Origin of the sequence: Campylobacter concisus (genome assembly GCF_003049085.1) — a bacterium.
GTDB lineage: Bacteria > Campylobacterota > Campylobacteria > Campylobacterales > Campylobacteraceae > Campylobacter_A > Campylobacter_A concisus_H.
On sequence record NZ_PIQX01000001.1, the window covers coordinates 174,960 to 191,277 of the forward strand.

The window sequence follows — 16,318 nt, forward strand, 5'->3', positions numbered from 1 at the left end:
AAGGACGAAAATGCAACTAGCAAACAGAATGCAAACATTAAGCGAATCAATCACAATCGCGATCAGCACAAAAGCCAAAGAGATGAAGGCTGCTGGTATCGATGTGATCTCGCTTTCAGCTGGTGAGCCTGACTTTATGACTCCAAAAAAGATAAGAGAAACTGTAAAAAACGCACTTGATAACGATAGCAAAAGCGGCAAATACACGCCAGTGCCAGGCCTACCTGAGGTGATTGATGCCATTAGAGCAAAGCTAAAAAGAGATAACGGGCTTGACTATAAAGCAAATCAAATCGTCACAAACATCGGCGCAAAACACTCACTTTTTAATGTATTTCAAGCGCTTATCAACCCAGGTGACGAGGTCATAATCCCTTCTCCATACTGGGTGAGCTACCCTGAGATCGTTAAATTTTGTGGCGGTGTGCCTATATTTATCGAGGCGGACGAGAGCACAAATTTTAAAATCACAGCCGAGCAGCTAAAAAAAGCGATCACACCAAAAACCAAAGTCTTTTCGCTAAATCATCCGACAAACCCAACTGGAGCTGTATATACAAAAGAGGAGATCGCGGCATTTGGCGAAGTTTTAAAGGGCACTGACATCATCGTTACAAGTGACGAAATTTATGAAAAAGTGATCTACGGCAAGAAATTTCACGCAGTTGCCTCAGTAAGCGAGGATCTTTTTAAAAGAACGGTTACGATAAATGGACTAAGCAAGTGTGGCGCGATGCCTGGCTGGAGATTTGGCTATATAGCAAGCTCGATGGACTGGCTAATTGCCGGTATCAAAAAGCTTCAAAGCCAAAGCACTAGCAACATCAGCTCGATCGTGCAAATCGGCGCTATCCCGTCACTTCTTGGCGAAACTGATGAAGATATCGAAAATATGAGAAAAGAGTATGAAAGAAGACGCAACGTGGCAGTTGAAATGATAAATGCTATCCCTGGACTAAGTGTCGTAAAGCCTGATGGCGCGTTTTATCTATTTGTAAAATGCAAAGAGGTAGATGGCGACTCACTTAGATTTTGTAAAAAGATGCTTGAAGAGGCGAATGTAGCGACTGTGCCAGGTGTGGGCTTTGGTATGGAGGGATACTTTAGAATTTCTTTTGCAACTGACATCGAGAGCATAAAAAAAGCGATCGAGAGGATCGCGAATTTTGTAAAAAGCTACAAAATTTAATGATCAAATTTAGCGTAAATGGCAAAATTTTCGAGCTTGAAAACGATATAAGCGTTTATGAATTTTTAGCTCAAAATGGCTATGAGCTTAAATTTATAGCCCTTGAGCGAGACGGAGAAATTTTGCCAAAAAAGCTTTGGCGTGAGCACTTAATGAGCGAAGGCAAAGCTTATGAGATCGTCACTTTAGTTGGCGGTGGATGAGGAGAAAATGATAGAGATTGTATTAAACGGCACAAAATTTAAGGTGCCAGTAAAAAGCCTTAGCGAGCTAAAGGAGCTTGCGCTTGGTGATAAAGAGAGTGAAATTTATAAATTTTTAGAGAAATTTAACGCGACAAAGCCAGACATTTTTATCATTGATGGCTTTGCTACAAAAGAAGATAGCGAGCTAAAAGATGGCTCAAACGTCGTATTTATAAGGCGTGGCGTGATGCCTGAGGGTGAGGTTTTACGCGCGATGATCGCTTCACGAAATAGCCCTGAGCTAAATTTAGCCCTAAGCAAAGCGGTGATCGGCGTGGCTGGACTTGGTGGCCTTGGCTCAAATATCGCACTAAGCCTTGCAAGAGTTGGCGTAAAAAAGCTAGTGCTTGCCGACTTTGACGTCGTTGAGCCAAGCAATCTAAACCGCCAGCAGTATTTCGTCCGCCACATCGGCTTAAAAAAGACACAGGCGCTTAAAGAGCTGATAAATGACGTCAATCCCTTTGTCGAGGTCGAGACTCACGATATATTTTTGGACGAAAAAAACGTGGCTAGCGTATTTGGCGAGTGCGAAATTTTATGCGAAGCCTTTGACAACGTTGCTGGCAAGGCGATGATACTAAATGAAGCTGGTGCTAGCCTAAAAGATAAAAAGATCATCGGTGCCTCTGGCATGGCAGGATACTTTAGCTCAAATCTCATAAAAACCATAAAATTTGCCAAAAATGTCTATCTTTGCGGCGACCTCACAAACGAGGCAAAGATCGGTCAAGGGCTAATGGCGCCGCGCGTCGCAGTCTGCGCAAACCACGAGGCAAATTTAGCCATTAGACTGCTTATGGGCTTGGAGGCGTAAGTGCAAAATGATAGTTTGATCCTTGGCGGCAAGGAGTTTCAAAGCCGCTTTATCCTTGGCTCTGGCAAGTACTCGCACGAACTCATCGACTCAGCCATAAACGAGGCTGGAGCGCAGATCCTAACCCTTGCTCTTAGGCGCATAAACGAGAGCAAAGAGCGAAATATACTTGACTTTATCCCAAAAGGCGTGGCGCTTTTGCCAAACACAAGTGGTGCTAGAAACGCCAAAGAGGCCGTTCGTATCGCCCAGCTCGCACGTGAGCTTGGATGCGGGGAGCTTGTTAAGATAGAGATTATAACTGACTCTAAATTTCTCTTTCCAGACAACGCTGAAACCATAAAAGCGTGCGAAGCCTTGGCAAATGACGGCTTTGTGCCAATGCCATACATGTTTCCTGATCTAAATGCCGCAAGAGCGATGCTAAGCGCAGGGGCAAGCTGTATAATGCCTCTAGCTGCGCCCATTGGCTCAAACCAAGGGCTAATTTTTAAAGATATCATTGAAATTTTGATAAACGAGCTTGATACGCAGATCATCGTAGATGCTGGCATCGGCAGGCCTTCACAAGCGTGCGAAGCGATGGAGATGGGAGCGGCTGCGATCATGGCAAACACAGCCATCGCCTCATCTAAAAATATCCCGCTCATGGCAAGAGCTTTTAAAGAGGCGATCATCGCTGGTCGCAACGCCTATCTAGCAGGCCTTGGCGCAAAGAGCAAAAGCGCAAACGCCTCATCTCCGCTCACTGGATTTTTAGACTGATGAAATTTACTAGAACCGACCACATGCAGCTACTACCTCACATGCAGGATGTTGGCAGCGACATTATGGATGAGATTTTAAAAGAGCGAGCAAGCTACAAGCCTGAAATTTACACCGAGGCTGACGTAAAAGCAGCTCTTAATGCAAAGCACTGCTCGCTTGAAAATTTAAAAGCCCTGCTCTCGCCTGCCGCAGCGCCATTTTTAGAGCCAATCGCCCAGCTTGCCCAGGCTAAGACAAGGGCAAATTTTGGCTCAAACATCACGCTTTTTACGCCGCTTTACATAGCAAACTACTGCGATAATCTCTGCGTTTATTGCGGTTTTAACGCTAAAAATAATATAAAAAGGGCAAAGCTAAGCGACGAGGAGATCACAAGAGAGCTAAAAGAAATTTCAAAGAGCGGCTTAGAAGAAATTTTAATTCTAACTGGCGAGAGCGAGACCAACTCAAGTGTCGCTTACATCGCAAATGCCTGCGCTTTGGCAAAGAAATTTTTTAAAGTCGTTGGGGTTGAAATTTACCCGCTAAACTCTGAGGGCTACGCCCTACTTCACAAAAGCGGCGCAGACTACGTGACCGTCTTTCAAGAGACCTACAATCCCACAAAATACGAAAAAATCCACCTTGGTGGCAATAAAAGAATTTTCCCATACCGCTTAAATGCGCAAGAGCGAGCGCTTCTTGGGGGTATGAGAGGGGTTGGCTTTGCCGCACTTCTTGGCATAGATGACTTTAGGCTTGACGCCTTTGCTACGGCACTTCACGCAAGCTTAGTTCAAAAAAAGTATCCGCACGCTGAGATCGCATTTTCATGCCCAAGACTTCGCCCTATCATAAACAACGACCGCATCAACCCGCGTGACGTGGGTGAGCGCGAGCTTTTACAAGTGATCTGTGCTTATAGAATTTTCATGCCAACAGCTAGCATAACGATCTCAACCAGAGAAAAGGCAAAATTTCGTGACAACGCCGTAAAGATCGCCGCAAATAAGATAAGCGCTGGCGTAAAAGTAAGCATCGGCGCTCACGGCGAAGAGAAAAAGGGCGACGAGCAGTTTGAGATAAGTGATAGCAGAAGCGTGGATAAGATCAAGGCTATGATAAAAGCAAACGGACTAGAGCCCTTAATGAGCGAGTATGTCTATGTTTAAAATTCTCTGCGTGGCTGATTTTGAAAGCTACGAGGGTGATGACTTTTTAAAGAGAATTCAGCTGCTTTGCAAGACTGGTGTGGATGAAATTTTGCTTCGTGCAAAGGGGCTAAACGAGACTGATTTTTACGATCTTGCTAGGGTTGTGGCTCAAATTTGTGAAAACTACCGCAAGAAATTTATCATTAATCAATTTTTTGACGTAGCTTGCAAGCTAAAGAGCGACTTTTGGCTCACTTCAGCACAGCTTGACTTTTTTAAAAATCACAGCATTTTTTTAGATGAATTTAGAAAAAAAGCTAAAATTTACGCCCCAGCTCACGACCTAGAGCAGGCTAAAATTTCAGCCTCTATCGCTGATGTGCTGGTTGCTTCTCATATATTTGCCACCTCTTGCAAGCCAAATTTAGAGCCAAGAGGGCTAAATTTTATAAGTGAGTTAAAAAGCTTTGATAAAGAAATTTATGCACTTGGCGGGCTAGACAGCGGGAACTACAAAGAGACCATAAAAGCTGGCGCAAACGGCATTTGCTTTATGAGCCTAGCAATGAACGGCGATATGGAGCTTATAAAAAAGATAGCAGAGAGCAAAAACGGCTAAATTTAGTATAAATTACATAAAATAATACGTAAAATTTTACTCATTTTTGCTAGCGATATATGTTTTTATATCAAATATAAGTAGCGTCACAAGCGATGGCAGCATATAGGAGTTTAGCACTAAAAGCAGCGACTTTGTCAAATTTGACTTTATTAAAGTCTCTATGTCAAGGCTGCTGTTGTAGTTAAAAAAATATAGCAAGGCAAACTCGCCAACAAGAACTATGCGAGAGATCTTTAGCAAGATGTCATTTCCCAGTCTTGCAAATTTATCATCGACCACAAGCGACAAAGTGATCCAGCCAAGCAGCCAAATTGAACAGGCTAAAGCATAAACAGTAATGCTTTCATCAAATTTTTCAAGTAGTAAAAATACCAAAGGTTGCAAAAATACAAGGCTAGCGATAAACCAAAGAAGTGAGCTAAAGGCTAGCAGGCAAATACAGCCAAAGATAGAAATGGCAGAGATAAAGCCAAAAACCTCTAACCCAAGATAGTAGGCCAGCGCATAGGATAAAAAAGAAAAAACAAGCCAAATTTTAATAACAAGTCGCCACCTATTTGCAAAGGCAGTGGCTTTTAAATTTAGGCTATCTGTCAAACTCATTTACGAGATTTTCTTTTGTTTTGGGCGGAAAACTTTCATCACGTTTTCATCAGTCTCGATAAATGCACCACCTATTAGATCGATACAATACGGCACCGCTGGAAAAACTGGCTCCAAGCACTCTTTTATCGCCTTTGGCTGGCCTGGTAAATTTATGATTAGCGCATGACCTCTGATACCTGCTGTTTGACGTGATAGGATCGCTGTTGGGACGTATTTTAAGCTAGTCGCTCTCATTAGCTCGCCAAAGCCTGGCATCATCTTCTCACAAACTGCCTCTGTTGCCTCTGGTGTAACGTCTCTCACTGCCGGTCCTGTGCCACCGGTAGTGAGCACAAGGTCGCAGCCAAGCACGTCCACCATGTACACAAGCCTCTCTTTTATCAGCTCAAACTCATCTGGTATAACCTCGTAAAAGTACTCACGCTCGCTCACTATCCAGCTGTCAAGCACCTCTTTGATCGCTGGACCTGATTTGTCCTCGTATGTGCCTTCGCTTGCACGGTCAGAAAGGGTTAATATGCCTATTTTTGCTTTCACTTTTTCTCCTTTAATAGTTTTCGTTTAAAATTTTTGCCAGCGTTTCTTTATCTACGCTCTCATATGCTAGCAGATATGAGCTTATCTTTGCGATTTGCTCATTTGTGCCTTTTAAAAAGGATGTGATCTCCTCTTTTGCTTGCTTTAAAATTTCTTCTACATCGTTTGGATTTGGCACAAAAGAGCTTCCCATGCCATATTCATAAACCATCTTTGAAGCGATCTCTTTGGCTAAATTTAGATCACTACTTGAGTTTGAAAAGATGTCGTTTTCATCTATCTCAAGCTTGCACATACCAGCGATGAGCACCTTGATACGAGATATCATCTGCGACTTTGACTCGATCTCTTGCTCTGTCGCCATAAACCTATCTTCTATAAGAGAAATTTTTTCAAATTTCACATCAAACCAGTAAGCACTTAGTGCCTTTGCTCCTTGATAGATGGCTTGAATTTTCTTCTCGTTTTCGCTATAGCTTAGCACCTTTTTCTTACCGAGCAAGACCTTGTTTAAAACAGCCTCAAAGTCTCTCATTTTAAGCACGCTCTCGCCGTTTCTTAGGGCATTTATCGCAGCTTCATTTACAAGCGTACTAAGTGCCGCACCTGAAAAGCCAACGCTCATTTTGGCGATATCCTCAGCGGCCACTTCGCAGTTTTTATCTTTTAGATATGTGTTTAAGATCGCCACCCTGTCGTTAAAATCAGGCATAGAAAGAAAAATTCTCCTATCAAAACGCCCTGATCTAAGTAGCGCCTCATCGATCATTTCGATCCTATTTGTAGCAGCTATGACGATGACGCCTGAGTTATCTTCAAAGCCATCCATCTCAGTTAGTAGCTGATTTAGCGTGGCTTCTCGCTCGTCGTTTCTAGTCCCGCCCCTACTCTTACCAACGGCGTCTATCTCGTCGATAAAGATGATTGAGGGCGCATAGGACTTGGCTCTACTAAAAAGCTCTCGCACTCTCTTTGCACCCATACCAACATAAATTTGAACAAAGCTTGCACCATTTTGATAAAAAAATGGCACATTTGCCTCGCCAGCAACTGCCTTTGCCACAAGCGTCTTACCAACGCCTGGAGGGCCTATCATCAGCACACCTTTTGGCATTTTGATACCAAAATTTCTATATTTTTGTGGATTTTTTAGAAAATCAACTATCTCGCTAAGCTCGCTTTTAACCTCACTAATACCAGCTACATCGCTAAATCTCACATTTGAGATGACTGGCATAGTGTTTTGATTTAGCACGCTCTCTATCTCAAATGCGCCCTCTTTTTTGCTAAGCAAGCTCTCCTCTTTTTTCCTGATGCTTCTAAAGATATAAGCGTACCAAAGCACAAAGCAGACAAAGATGATAAATCCCCAGATCATGCCAGGAGTGATGTATTGCTTAGTCTTTTCAACAGGCACTTTTTTGATAAGCTCTTTTAGATCGATGCCCTCTTTTATGATTGAAAAACGATTGTTTTGTGCATAAAGCACGACTTCATCGTCATCGATTACAGCGCGGTCTATAAAATTTCCATCCATTAGCTGCATATATTGCGAATATGTGATATTTCGTGGTTCTTTACTAACGGCAAATAACAGCACGCTGATTAATGCGACAGCTGCGATTATTAGGATATTTTTCTTATTAAATTTAAATTTTTGCATAATTGGCATCTGGCTTAACTTCATATTCGCTTACCTCCACCCACTCTTTTGTTATATCTTTTTGGCTTAAAATTTTAGCTTTGTTGTAAAACTGATCAAAACCTTCGTAAAACTCACTATTTTTTTGCTCGACTAAAATTTTCAAAGCTCCGTTATGCTTTTTTCTAAAATTTTCATTATTTTGCAAAGCTATGCCTTGTAAAATTTTTAGCCTACTTTTTGCCACATCGCCGCTAACATCGCTTTTTAGCGTAGCTGAGTGCGTATCACGCCTTGGCGAATAGACAAAAGCATGCAGATGTGTGATAGGAAATTTCTTAAAATTTTCCACAGCCTCTGCCCAAATTTCCTCACTCTCGCCTGGATGACCCACGATGTAGTCCGTACCAAGCGCAAAGCCAAGTGAGCTTAGCTCATTAAAAAGCTCCAGATCACTAAATGCGTTATTTCGTCTTCGCATTATCTTTAGCATCGCCTCGCTCGTGTGCTGAAGTGCGATGTGCAAATGACGCTCCAGCCACTCTTCTTTTAAAATTTCTCTAAAGCTCTCATCTATCTGGCTTGGCTCAATACTTCCAAGCCGAATACGTCTAATGCCAGAAATTTTACCTAAGTTTGCCAAAAGCTTACCAAGAGAGCTATTTGTATCTTTGCCGTAACTGCCTATATTTGTGCCGGTTAAGACAAGCTCATTATAGCCGTTTTGAGCCAAAATTCTTGCCTCTTTTAATATCATAGCCTCATCCATACTTCTAGCCTTACCACGAACTGAAGGGATGATGCAGTAGCTGCAGCTAAAGTTGCAGCCTTCTTGAATTTTTATAAAAGCCTTTGTGTGATTTTCGTAATTTGTAACTATATTTTTATCGACTGAGTTTAAATTCCCAAGCTCAAAAAATGGTTTTTCTTGCTTTAAAAGCTCATTTAGATCGCTCTTTTTGCTAGCTCCTAGCACACCAAATATACCACTATTAAATAGCTCTTTGCCCTTGCTAACCGCTCCACATCCAGTCAGTACCACCTTTGCCCCACGCCTTTTTACGCCGTTTATGTAGTTTCTGACACCGCTATCAGCAGAATTTGTAACAGTGCATGAGTTTATGACCACAATATCAGCAGCATCTTCATCATTTGTGATCTCGTAGTCCTTGATGTAGCTTTTTAAAAGCTCAGTATCATAGATATTTGTGCGACATCCAAATGTTTTAAAAAATATCTTTTGCATTAAGAATTTTCACTCTCTTGCTCGCTGTGAGCGGTATGATCGCTTGGATTTTCTTTTTTACCTATAAACATGGTTTGTGTTGGATAAGCGATCTTTATATCATCTTGAGCTAAAAATGCTTCTATTATCTCTGCGCTAATAGTACTTCTAAGAGCCAAAGTTGCATAAGAATTTGCCATATACCAGCATGAGACATTTATGCCATAAGGCTCAAAAAATGTATAAATTCTTGGCTCGACGTTTGGATTTTTGATGCTGTATTGACTTCTTAGTTTATTCATCTGGCGTTTTGCGATATCAGTGTAGCCTTTTGAGTATTTTTTAACGACATTTCTTGCTAGATACACAGCTTTTTTATGATTGCTATCAAAGCTTATCACGACATCTATGCCGTCCCAAACGGTCTTCATACCATAATGAGCATAGTTTGCGATGAGATCGGTAAAGATATAGTTATTTGGCACAAAGATAATTCTACCTGCACGGCGGTTCGTCTTATAAGTCGAGTAACTAACATCCTCAAAAACGGTCAGCCTAAGCAAAGAGATATCGATCACATCGCCCACAAATTCACTGCCATCATGAAGCACTCTGATCCTGTCACCCACATGTATAGAGCCACCAAACATGATCACCATCCAGCCAAGCATACTCATAAACATATCTTTCATCGCAATGGCGATACCAGCTGAAGCAAAACCAAGTACCGTTACAAGATAAGTGACATTTTCTATATACGAAAAAAGCAAGATTATGATAATAACAGTGATATTTAAAACGTTTAAAAATTTATTGACCGTGTAAAATCTCTCATTATCGGTAATTGTTCTTTTAACGATAAATTTAGCGATAAATGTTAGCCCGATCGTCAAAAGAATGATGATAGCCGTATAGCCCATACTTAAAAACTGGGCTTTTATATCAGAGGTGGTTAAATTTATAGCCTCATCAGCCCTTTTTTCATAGACATTATAAGTTGTATCAGCGATCTGTTTTGCCGCTTTGAAGTCGCCTATTTCTTGTTTTACCAAGTTTAGGCTTTCTCTATTTTGCTCATTTTCTTCTATCAAATTTAGTCTATTTAGTAAATTTTCTTTTGTTTCAAGCTTTTCTAAAAGCGTATCAAGCTCTTTTATATGCCTTTGATACTCGATCTTATCACTCTTTATCTTTTTGATATACGAAAAGCCAGATATAAGTGCAACAGGACTTGTTATCCTTGGTGGAGTATCCATTTCAGGGGCTGCTAGCATATTTGAAAATGGCGTTTTTTCATACTCTTTTAGTAAATTTATCTGCTCTTTTAGAGTTTGGATTCTCTTTATGATATCGCTGCCTCTTCTTGAGCTTTTGTCCAGTTTCTTTAGTTCATTTTCATTTTTTTCAAGCTCATCAATAAGCCTTTGATAAGTGTTATAGTTAGCATACCTTGTGATCCAGATATTGTTTTTTAGGGAGTTATCTAGATTTGAAATATCTTTTATAAGCTCGTTATTTTGTAAATTTTGCGAGCTATTTTGCTCAAGCGTAACGTTCTCCTCAGCATAAAGGGCAAAGCAAAAAAGTATTAAAACTAGGATCTTTTTCATTTAAATTCTCTTAAAATTTTTAAAACGTCTTCTTTTTTGACGTCATTTTTGATGATCGCACTGCCGATTTTATCTGCAATGATGAAATTTATCTTATCATCTTTTGTCTTTTTATCCATAAAGAATGCCTCGTAAAATGCATATTCATTTTCTATTTTGTAGTTCACTGGAAGGCCAAATTTTACCAAAACCTGTTTGATACCCTCTGCTTCTACCTCGCTCATGAGCCCTAGTCTTACGCTTAAACGATTTGCCATATTCATACCTATTGCCACCGCTTCGCCGTGTAAAAATTCTTTGTAATTTGTCTCATTTTCTATGACGTGAGCAAAGGTATGTCCGTAGTTTAGGATAGCTCTTAGCCCTTTTTCTTTCTCGTCTTGTTCAACCACTTTTGCTTTTAAAATTACAGACTTTTCGACTAGCTTGGCTAAATTTTCATCATCTAAATTTACGATCTTTAGCCAATCAAACATCTCTTTGTCAAAAGTTATCGCCATTTTTAAAGCCTCAGCCACGCCAGCTGCAAATTCTCTCTTTGGCAATGTCTTTAAGAAATTTATCTCGCAAAAAACTGCCTTTGGCTGATAAAATGAGCCTATTAAATTTTTGCCAAATTTGTTATTTACACCCGTTTTTCCGCCAACACTCGCATCGACTTGCGCTAGAAGCGTAGTTGGGATATTTATAAAATTTATCCCTCTTTCATAGATGCTCGCCGCAAAGCCAGTCATATCGCTTATGACGCCACCACCAAAGGCGATTAGCGTAGATGAGCGATCAAACTTACTCACAAAAAGCTGCTCCAAAATTTGCTCTAACGTCTTTAAATTTTTATACTCTTCGCCGTCAGGCACACTTATGATAAATTTCTCATCACACTTCAAAATACTAAGTAGCTTTTCAAGATGAAGCCCCGCTACTTTAGCGTTTGTAACTATGCCAACCTTGCCTTTTAGTTCTAGTCTTTCAAGCTCGTTTATATAAATTTTATAACCTGATGCTTTTTCTTTAAGATTTAAATTTATCTGCATTTTTACTCACTTACTGGCACAAAAAGCTGTGCATTTTGGCTTAGTTTTTTATAAAGCCTATTTAAATTTGTCGATAAAAAGGCAAATGCCCCACCATTTGCCACGCTTTTGCTAAACATCACAAAATGAAGCAAATCTTTTGTATTTTTTAGTTTTACAAGCGGATTTTTAAGATTGTGATTTTCTATCTTTATACGCTTAGAAAATAGCGCGCTAATGCTCTCAAAATGCTCTCTTAACGCTTCATCGTCGCTGTGTTTATTATCAAAATAGTAAAATTTCATCTCCAAATCAAGCTGTGCACAGCAGTCTGTTATCACAGCTGATTGATTCTCCACTTCTTGGCTTTTATCGCCTAGTATCACGCCCTCTTTTATATTTGAGAGCAAAATTTTGCCTGTTTTTAGCACTGGAAGTTTTAGCTCATAAAATACTTTTTTAAATTTAAAAAAGTATTTATCATCGCTTAAGATTAGGCCGATGTCGTGCTTTAACACATCATGTTTTATAGATTTGTTATCACTATTAAAATAATCCATCAAAACAATGATATTTTTCTCTTTTATCGCTTTTAAAGTATCTAAATTTTCACCTAAAGTTGGATTTATCACTCTAAAAAAAAGGCGTTTATTATTTAGTTTTGAATGCAAATACAAGCTATCCTTTATGAGCTTGCTAACACGTTCTTTGTCCATTGAGATCATATCGATCAGCACATAGATGTTGCTACCAAACGGGCTTGGAAACTGCCCACTTTCACGCTTAATCGAGCGGTAAACATTTTGAAGCACATTTGGATCACCAACGATCAGTAATATATCGCTTGGCTGTATCATTACATTTGGCTTTGGCAAGATGATCTCGCTGCCTCGATATATGAGGGCTATTCGCCATTTTTTTTGAGCTACTGAGCTAATGTGACGATACATATAAGAGCTACCTATTGGCACCTTAACTTCCATGATCTCACCCTCACTAAGTCCGATATTATCAGCTAAAACCGGCAAATCTGGTAAATAGTCCATAAGCCTTGATGCTGCAATATCTCTGATATCAACCACGCTTAAGTGTTTATCGCTTGCAAATATTTCTTTACATTTTTCATCAAGCTCCCATGAGCTCATAAAAACAGTCTCGGTCTTTGTGCTGATCTGTCTTAAATTTTCATAAACAGCAACCGCCTCATTTTTATCATCGCAAACTATACAAAACTGACTAAAATAGCCATCACTCACGCTTTTTAGCTTTGAGAGGCTAGTTGGGTCAAACTGGTAAAATGTAAAATTTTCATAATTTGATTTTTGGCTGTAATCCTCACTTGAAACAACGATATAGTGATGCAAATTTGATTTTGTTTCAAGCAGTCTGTTTAAAAAATTTCTTGCGAAAGTTCCATCTGCGATTATTAAAATTTTCTTCATCAATTCTCCGTATTTTAAAGCTCACATTATAACAAAAGGTCTTTAAAATAAGCTATTTTGGCTATAAATTTAAAATTTACAGCCAAGAAAATTTAAGAGATTATTTCAGAGATTAGCGTATCGATTGCTAAATTTGTAGCCTTATTTATCGTATCAAAAATAGTACTTGAGCTTGGATCTGGACAAAAAATTTCTTTCGTGATCATGCCAGATTTTAGCGAAGTGTTTGCATTAAACAGCTCATAAGCTAGTGAAACTTCGGCCTTGTCGCCTCTTATCTGAAGTGAGATGATGCTAACTTTTAGCCTAAGATCTTTTGCATTTGGCGAAAATATCGGCTTTGCAGCGCAGTTTGAATAAAGCCCTTTTACAAGCGATTTATAGACCATTTCGCTTGGCTCAGATACAAATTTAGCATCGCTTAGATATCTGATTTTATTATTTTCAGCTACGATCAAAATTTTTCTAGTATCGACCATATCAAGAGCACTTACATTTTCGATGAAGACATTTTTTAGCTCTTTTTGCTTGTTTTCAGCTGAGCAAGCCTTATTTGAATAGTGAATTTCATACATCGTTGCAACTGGCACATCCGTCTTTAGCGAGCAGCCAAGAAATAAAAGCGTAGCCGCTAGAAAGATTAAATTTCTCATTTTTTATCTCCTTTGTCGTTTGGCACTGGATTTGTAAAGAAAAACTCGTAAGGATTATCTTCAAGCCTTTGAAGCGCGCCTCTAAATTCGCGAAGCGTCTTGTCAAATCCATTTAAAAAATCACTCGCTTCTCTTAATAACGGCCCAACCGTATTTCTAAGATCGTATTCGCCATCTTTAGCCTTTTTGGCGATGAGCTCTTGCAGCGAATTATATCCAGTGATAGCCGAATTTGCCGATACAAAAACTTGGTTTGCATTTGAAATTAGTCTATTTAAATTTTTAACCAATTCTTTTGTATCGGTTTTGTTTAAAGTATCTGTAAAATTTTTCACATTTTTAACGATACTATCAACCTCACTTAGCCCCTCTTCGTCTGTTAAAACTTGTGTAAATTTATCAATATTTTTAAGGACTGACTCTACGTGAGCGATATTTTCAGGCGAGAAAAAGTTATCGACTTTATCAAGTGTCTGATTTATCTTTAAAGTAATGTTTTCAGCGTTGTTTCCAAGCTTTGAAAAGAGGCTCTCTTCAAGCTGCAAGATAGGCTTTTGACCTGATGTAAAGTCTTTTGTGCCACGGCTTATATTTATACTAGCCACACCGCTAATAGCCTGAACTTCAATACTTGCCACGCTATCGGCCTTTATCGGCAGGTCTTCTCTAATTTTCATTGTGATGTTTATAAGAGCATTTTTATCATCAACAAAATTTATATCACTAACACTTCCAGCTGGCACACCGATAAATTTAACCGTAGAATCAACCTTTAATCCACTTGGCAGCTCAGTCGTGTGGATGTAGTACTCTTTAAAATCAACCTTTGTATTATTTTTACTAGTCATCCACCAAATAAATATCGCAAATACTGTAAGGCAAGCCATAAAAAACATGCCAACAATGGTATAAGAATTTCTATTTTCCATCTACTTTTTCCTCATTTTAAATAGCTCTTCAAGTGGGTTGTTTTTAAGATATTCAAGCTCTTTTATATTTCCCTCAAAAGCTATTTTTTTGTTATCTATTATCAAAAATCTATCCAAAATATCAAAAATACTATCAGCATCATGAGTCACCATGACAACAGTCACGCCGATGCTATCACGAAGCTCTTTTATGAGTGCATCCATCTGACGTGAGCTAACAGGATCAAGGCCGCTGTTTGGCTCATCTAAAAATAGTACTCTAGGGCTTAGCACCAAGGCTCTTGCTAGCGCAGCACGCTTTTTCATACCGCCACTTAGCTCGCTTGGATAGAGCATTGATACCTCTTTTTTTAGCCCCACTTTTTGTATCCAAAACATCGCTATCTCATCGATCTGACGCTTGTTAAATTTAGAGTACTCATGAAGCAAAACGCCCACATTGTCAAGGATCGTCATAGAGCTATAAAGCGCTCCAAACTGAAACATCGTTCCACTTTTTAGCTTAATCTCTTGCTGCTCCTCTTGACTACTTTTCCACATATTGACGCCATCAAAAAATATATCACCCTCGCTTGGCTTTTTTAGATATATCATCGTCTTCATAAGCGTCGTTTTCCCAGCACCACTGCCACCTAAAAAGCCGTAAATTTCTGCCTCTTTAACGCTCCAGCTCACATTATCGTGCATTATCTTATCGCCATAACACGTAGTTATGTTTTTTCCAACTATTATCTCGTTCATATCTTTAGCCACATAAAAATTATTGCGAAAAACGCATCAAGCGCAATGACCCAAAATATCGCATTTACAACGCTAACTGTTGTCATTGCTCCAAGGCTTTGGGCGTTTTGGCTCACACCAAATCCCCTCATACACCCAATGATCGCTATTACCGCACCAAAAAATGGAGCTTTTATCATACCAACGGTAAAATGTCTAAGCTCGACCATCTCGCGAAATCTATTTAGATAGTCACTAAAGCTGATATCAAGTATCGTTTGACAAATGATCATCTGCCCCAAAATACTTATCGCATCAGCTATAAAGATAATGACAGGCACACAAAGCACCATGGCGATGATGCGCGGCAAGACCAAGAAGTTAAATGGCTCAAAACCCATCGTCTTCATCGCGTCTATCTCCTCAGTTAGCTTCATAGCACCAATTTGCGCGGTAAAGCTGGAGGCCGACCTGCCTGCCACAACGATAGCAGCGATGAGCGGTGCCACCTCTCTAAGCGTTAGCATACCCATGATCTCTACTATAAATATACTTGCCCCAAAGCTTGCAAGCATCGCACTACCAAGATATGCAAGCACGACGCCTATCAAAAAAGCGGTGAGCGATACGATAAAAACGGCATTTACACCGCCATCTTTTATGTAGTTACTAAATTCTCTAAACCTTAAATTTGCAGGATTAAGGAAAATTTTGACGCTTTTTATCAAAAACTCGCCCAAAAACGAGCCAAACTCAACTAAATTTACAAATCCCTCGCAAATTTTCTCACCGAGGCGTGAGAAAAAATTTAGGCTATTGTGCGGTGGCATATATCTAAAGTCGATCTTTTCGTCATTTAAAAGATCGCCCATCGCCTTTATCTTCTCGTCATTTGTGATGATCTCAAATTTCTTGCCATTTAGCGTGTTTTTTAAAAGGATCAAAACAGCGTAATCAATGCTCTTTAGCTCACTAAAGTCAAATTTAACATTGCCGTTAAGCTTTTGGATTTTTTTAAAAATGCTTTGTAAATTTTTAGCCTCTTTGTAGCTAAATTCGCCTGCAAATTTTATGGTCGCAGTGCCGTTTGCTTCGGTAAAAACGATATCATTTCTCTTTTGCAAAAAGTTCCTTTGCCTTAAAATTTCTGGATTATATTATAAATTT

At 39.5% G+C, this 16,318-nt stretch carries 17 protein-coding genes; 6 read left to right on the plus strand and 11 right to left on the minus strand.

Going from position 1 to position 16,318, the window contains the following annotated elements; translation table 11 throughout:
* The first annotated feature begins 10 nt into the window (after nucleotides 1-10).
* Genes CVT13_RS00855 through CVT13_RS00880 form a run of 6 tightly spaced genes read left to right on the plus strand, consistent with a single transcriptional unit; the run spans nucleotide 11 to nucleotide 4,771 of the window.
* Nucleotides 11-1,189: a pyridoxal phosphate-dependent aminotransferase gene (locus CVT13_RS00855; protein WP_107811272.1), complete on the plus strand. Its 1,179-nt coding sequence runs from the start codon at nucleotides 11-13 to the stop codon at nucleotides 1,187-1,189.
* Nucleotides 1,189-1,392 (plus strand): sulfur carrier protein ThiS, encoded by a 204-nt coding sequence (gene thiS / locus CVT13_RS00860; RefSeq protein WP_107811273.1) that lies wholly within the window; start codon nucleotides 1,189-1,191, stop codon nucleotides 1,390-1,392. The genes CVT13_RS00855 and thiS overlap by 1 nt, the downstream gene beginning before the upstream one ends.
* A 7-nt stretch (nucleotides 1,393-1,399) precedes the next feature.
* On the plus strand, nucleotides 1,400-2,251 hold the full coding sequence (thiF, locus tag CVT13_RS00865; protein WP_107811456.1) for a sulfur carrier protein ThiS adenylyltransferase ThiF: 852 nt from the start codon (nucleotides 1,400-1,402) through the stop codon (nucleotides 2,249-2,251).
* Nucleotides 2,252-3,016 carry a thiazole synthase gene (locus tag CVT13_RS00870; RefSeq protein WP_107811274.1) on the plus strand — a complete coding sequence of 255 codons (765 nt, stop codon included), beginning with the start codon at nucleotides 2,252-2,254 and terminating at the stop codon, nucleotides 3,014-3,016. It begins immediately after the preceding gene.
* Complete coding sequence (thiH, locus tag CVT13_RS00875) at nucleotides 3,016-4,170, plus strand: 2-iminoacetate synthase ThiH (protein ID WP_107811275.1); 1,155 nt, start codon at nucleotides 3,016-3,018, stop codon at nucleotides 4,168-4,170. Before CVT13_RS00870 ends, thiH begins: the two co-directional genes overlap by 1 nt.
* Nucleotides 4,157-4,771, plus strand: a complete 615-nt coding sequence (locus tag CVT13_RS00880; RefSeq protein WP_234411943.1) for a thiamine phosphate synthase — start codon at nucleotides 4,157-4,159, stop codon at nucleotides 4,769-4,771. The genes thiH and CVT13_RS00880 overlap by 14 nt, the downstream gene beginning before the upstream one ends.
* A gap of 36 nt (nucleotides 4,772-4,807) precedes the next feature.
* Here CVT13_RS00880 and CVT13_RS00885 read toward each other — a convergent pair whose 3' ends face one another.
* The 11 genes from CVT13_RS00885 to CVT13_RS00935 all read right to left on the minus strand — a co-directional run bounded on the left by CVT13_RS00885 (nucleotide 4,808) and on the right by CVT13_RS00935 (nucleotide 16,275).
* Nucleotides 4,808-5,377: a nitrogen fixation protein NifR gene (locus CVT13_RS00885; RefSeq protein ID WP_107811276.1), complete on the minus strand. Its 570-nt coding sequence runs from the start codon at nucleotides 5,375-5,377 to the stop codon at nucleotides 4,808-4,810.
* Entirely contained in the window at nucleotides 5,378-5,917 is a 540-nt protein-coding gene (gene mog / locus CVT13_RS00890) for a molybdopterin adenylyltransferase (RefSeq protein WP_107811277.1), read from the minus strand.
* A 10-nt stretch (nucleotides 5,918-5,927) separates the two neighbouring features.
* Complete coding sequence (locus CVT13_RS00895) at nucleotides 5,928-7,580, minus strand: ATP-dependent metallopeptidase FtsH/Yme1/Tma family protein (RefSeq protein ID WP_107793212.1); 1,653 nt, start codon at nucleotides 7,578-7,580, stop codon at nucleotides 5,928-5,930.
* Complete coding sequence (mtaB, locus tag CVT13_RS00900) at nucleotides 7,567-8,805, minus strand: tRNA (N(6)-L-threonylcarbamoyladenosine(37)-C(2))-methylthiotransferase MtaB (RefSeq protein WP_107811278.1); 1,239 nt, start codon at nucleotides 8,803-8,805, stop codon at nucleotides 7,567-7,569. The genes CVT13_RS00895 and mtaB overlap by 14 nt, the downstream gene beginning before the upstream one ends.
* Entirely contained in the window at nucleotides 8,805-10,394 is a 1,590-nt protein-coding gene (locus CVT13_RS00905) for a mechanosensitive ion channel domain-containing protein (protein ID WP_107811279.1), read from the minus strand. The genes mtaB and CVT13_RS00905 overlap by 1 nt, the downstream gene beginning before the upstream one ends.
* A complete protein-coding gene (aroB, locus tag CVT13_RS00910; RefSeq protein ID WP_107811280.1) occupies nucleotides 10,391-11,428 on the minus strand; it encodes a 3-dehydroquinate synthase in 1,038 nt (345 codons plus the stop codon). The genes CVT13_RS00905 and aroB overlap by 4 nt, the downstream gene beginning before the upstream one ends.
* A gap of 2 nt (nucleotides 11,429-11,430) precedes the next feature.
* Nucleotides 11,431-12,849, minus strand: a complete 1,419-nt coding sequence (locus CVT13_RS00915) for a COG3400 family protein (protein ID WP_107811281.1) — start codon at nucleotides 12,847-12,849, stop codon at nucleotides 11,431-11,433.
* A 92-nt stretch (nucleotides 12,850-12,941) separates the two neighbouring features.
* Nucleotides 12,942-13,502, minus strand: coding sequence for an ABC-type transport auxiliary lipoprotein family protein (locus tag CVT13_RS00920; RefSeq protein ID WP_107811282.1), 561 nt, complete (start codon nucleotides 13,500-13,502; stop codon nucleotides 12,942-12,944).
* On the minus strand, nucleotides 13,499-14,431 hold the full coding sequence (locus tag CVT13_RS00925; RefSeq protein ID WP_107811283.1) for an MlaD family protein: 933 nt from the start codon (nucleotides 14,429-14,431) through the stop codon (nucleotides 13,499-13,501). The genes CVT13_RS00920 and CVT13_RS00925 overlap by 4 nt, the downstream gene beginning before the upstream one ends.
* The gene (locus CVT13_RS00930; protein ID WP_107811284.1) at nucleotides 14,432-15,172 is read right to left on the minus strand and encodes an ABC transporter ATP-binding protein; all 741 of its coding nucleotides are present in this window, start codon (nucleotides 15,170-15,172) and stop codon (nucleotides 14,432-14,434) included.
* Nucleotides 15,169-16,275 carry an MlaE family ABC transporter permease gene (locus tag CVT13_RS00935; RefSeq protein ID WP_107811285.1) on the minus strand — a complete coding sequence of 369 codons (1,107 nt, stop codon included), beginning with the start codon at nucleotides 16,273-16,275 and terminating at the stop codon, nucleotides 15,169-15,171. Before CVT13_RS00935 ends, CVT13_RS00930 begins: the two co-directional genes overlap by 4 nt.
* Between the last annotated feature and the right edge of the window lie 43 nt (nucleotides 16,276-16,318).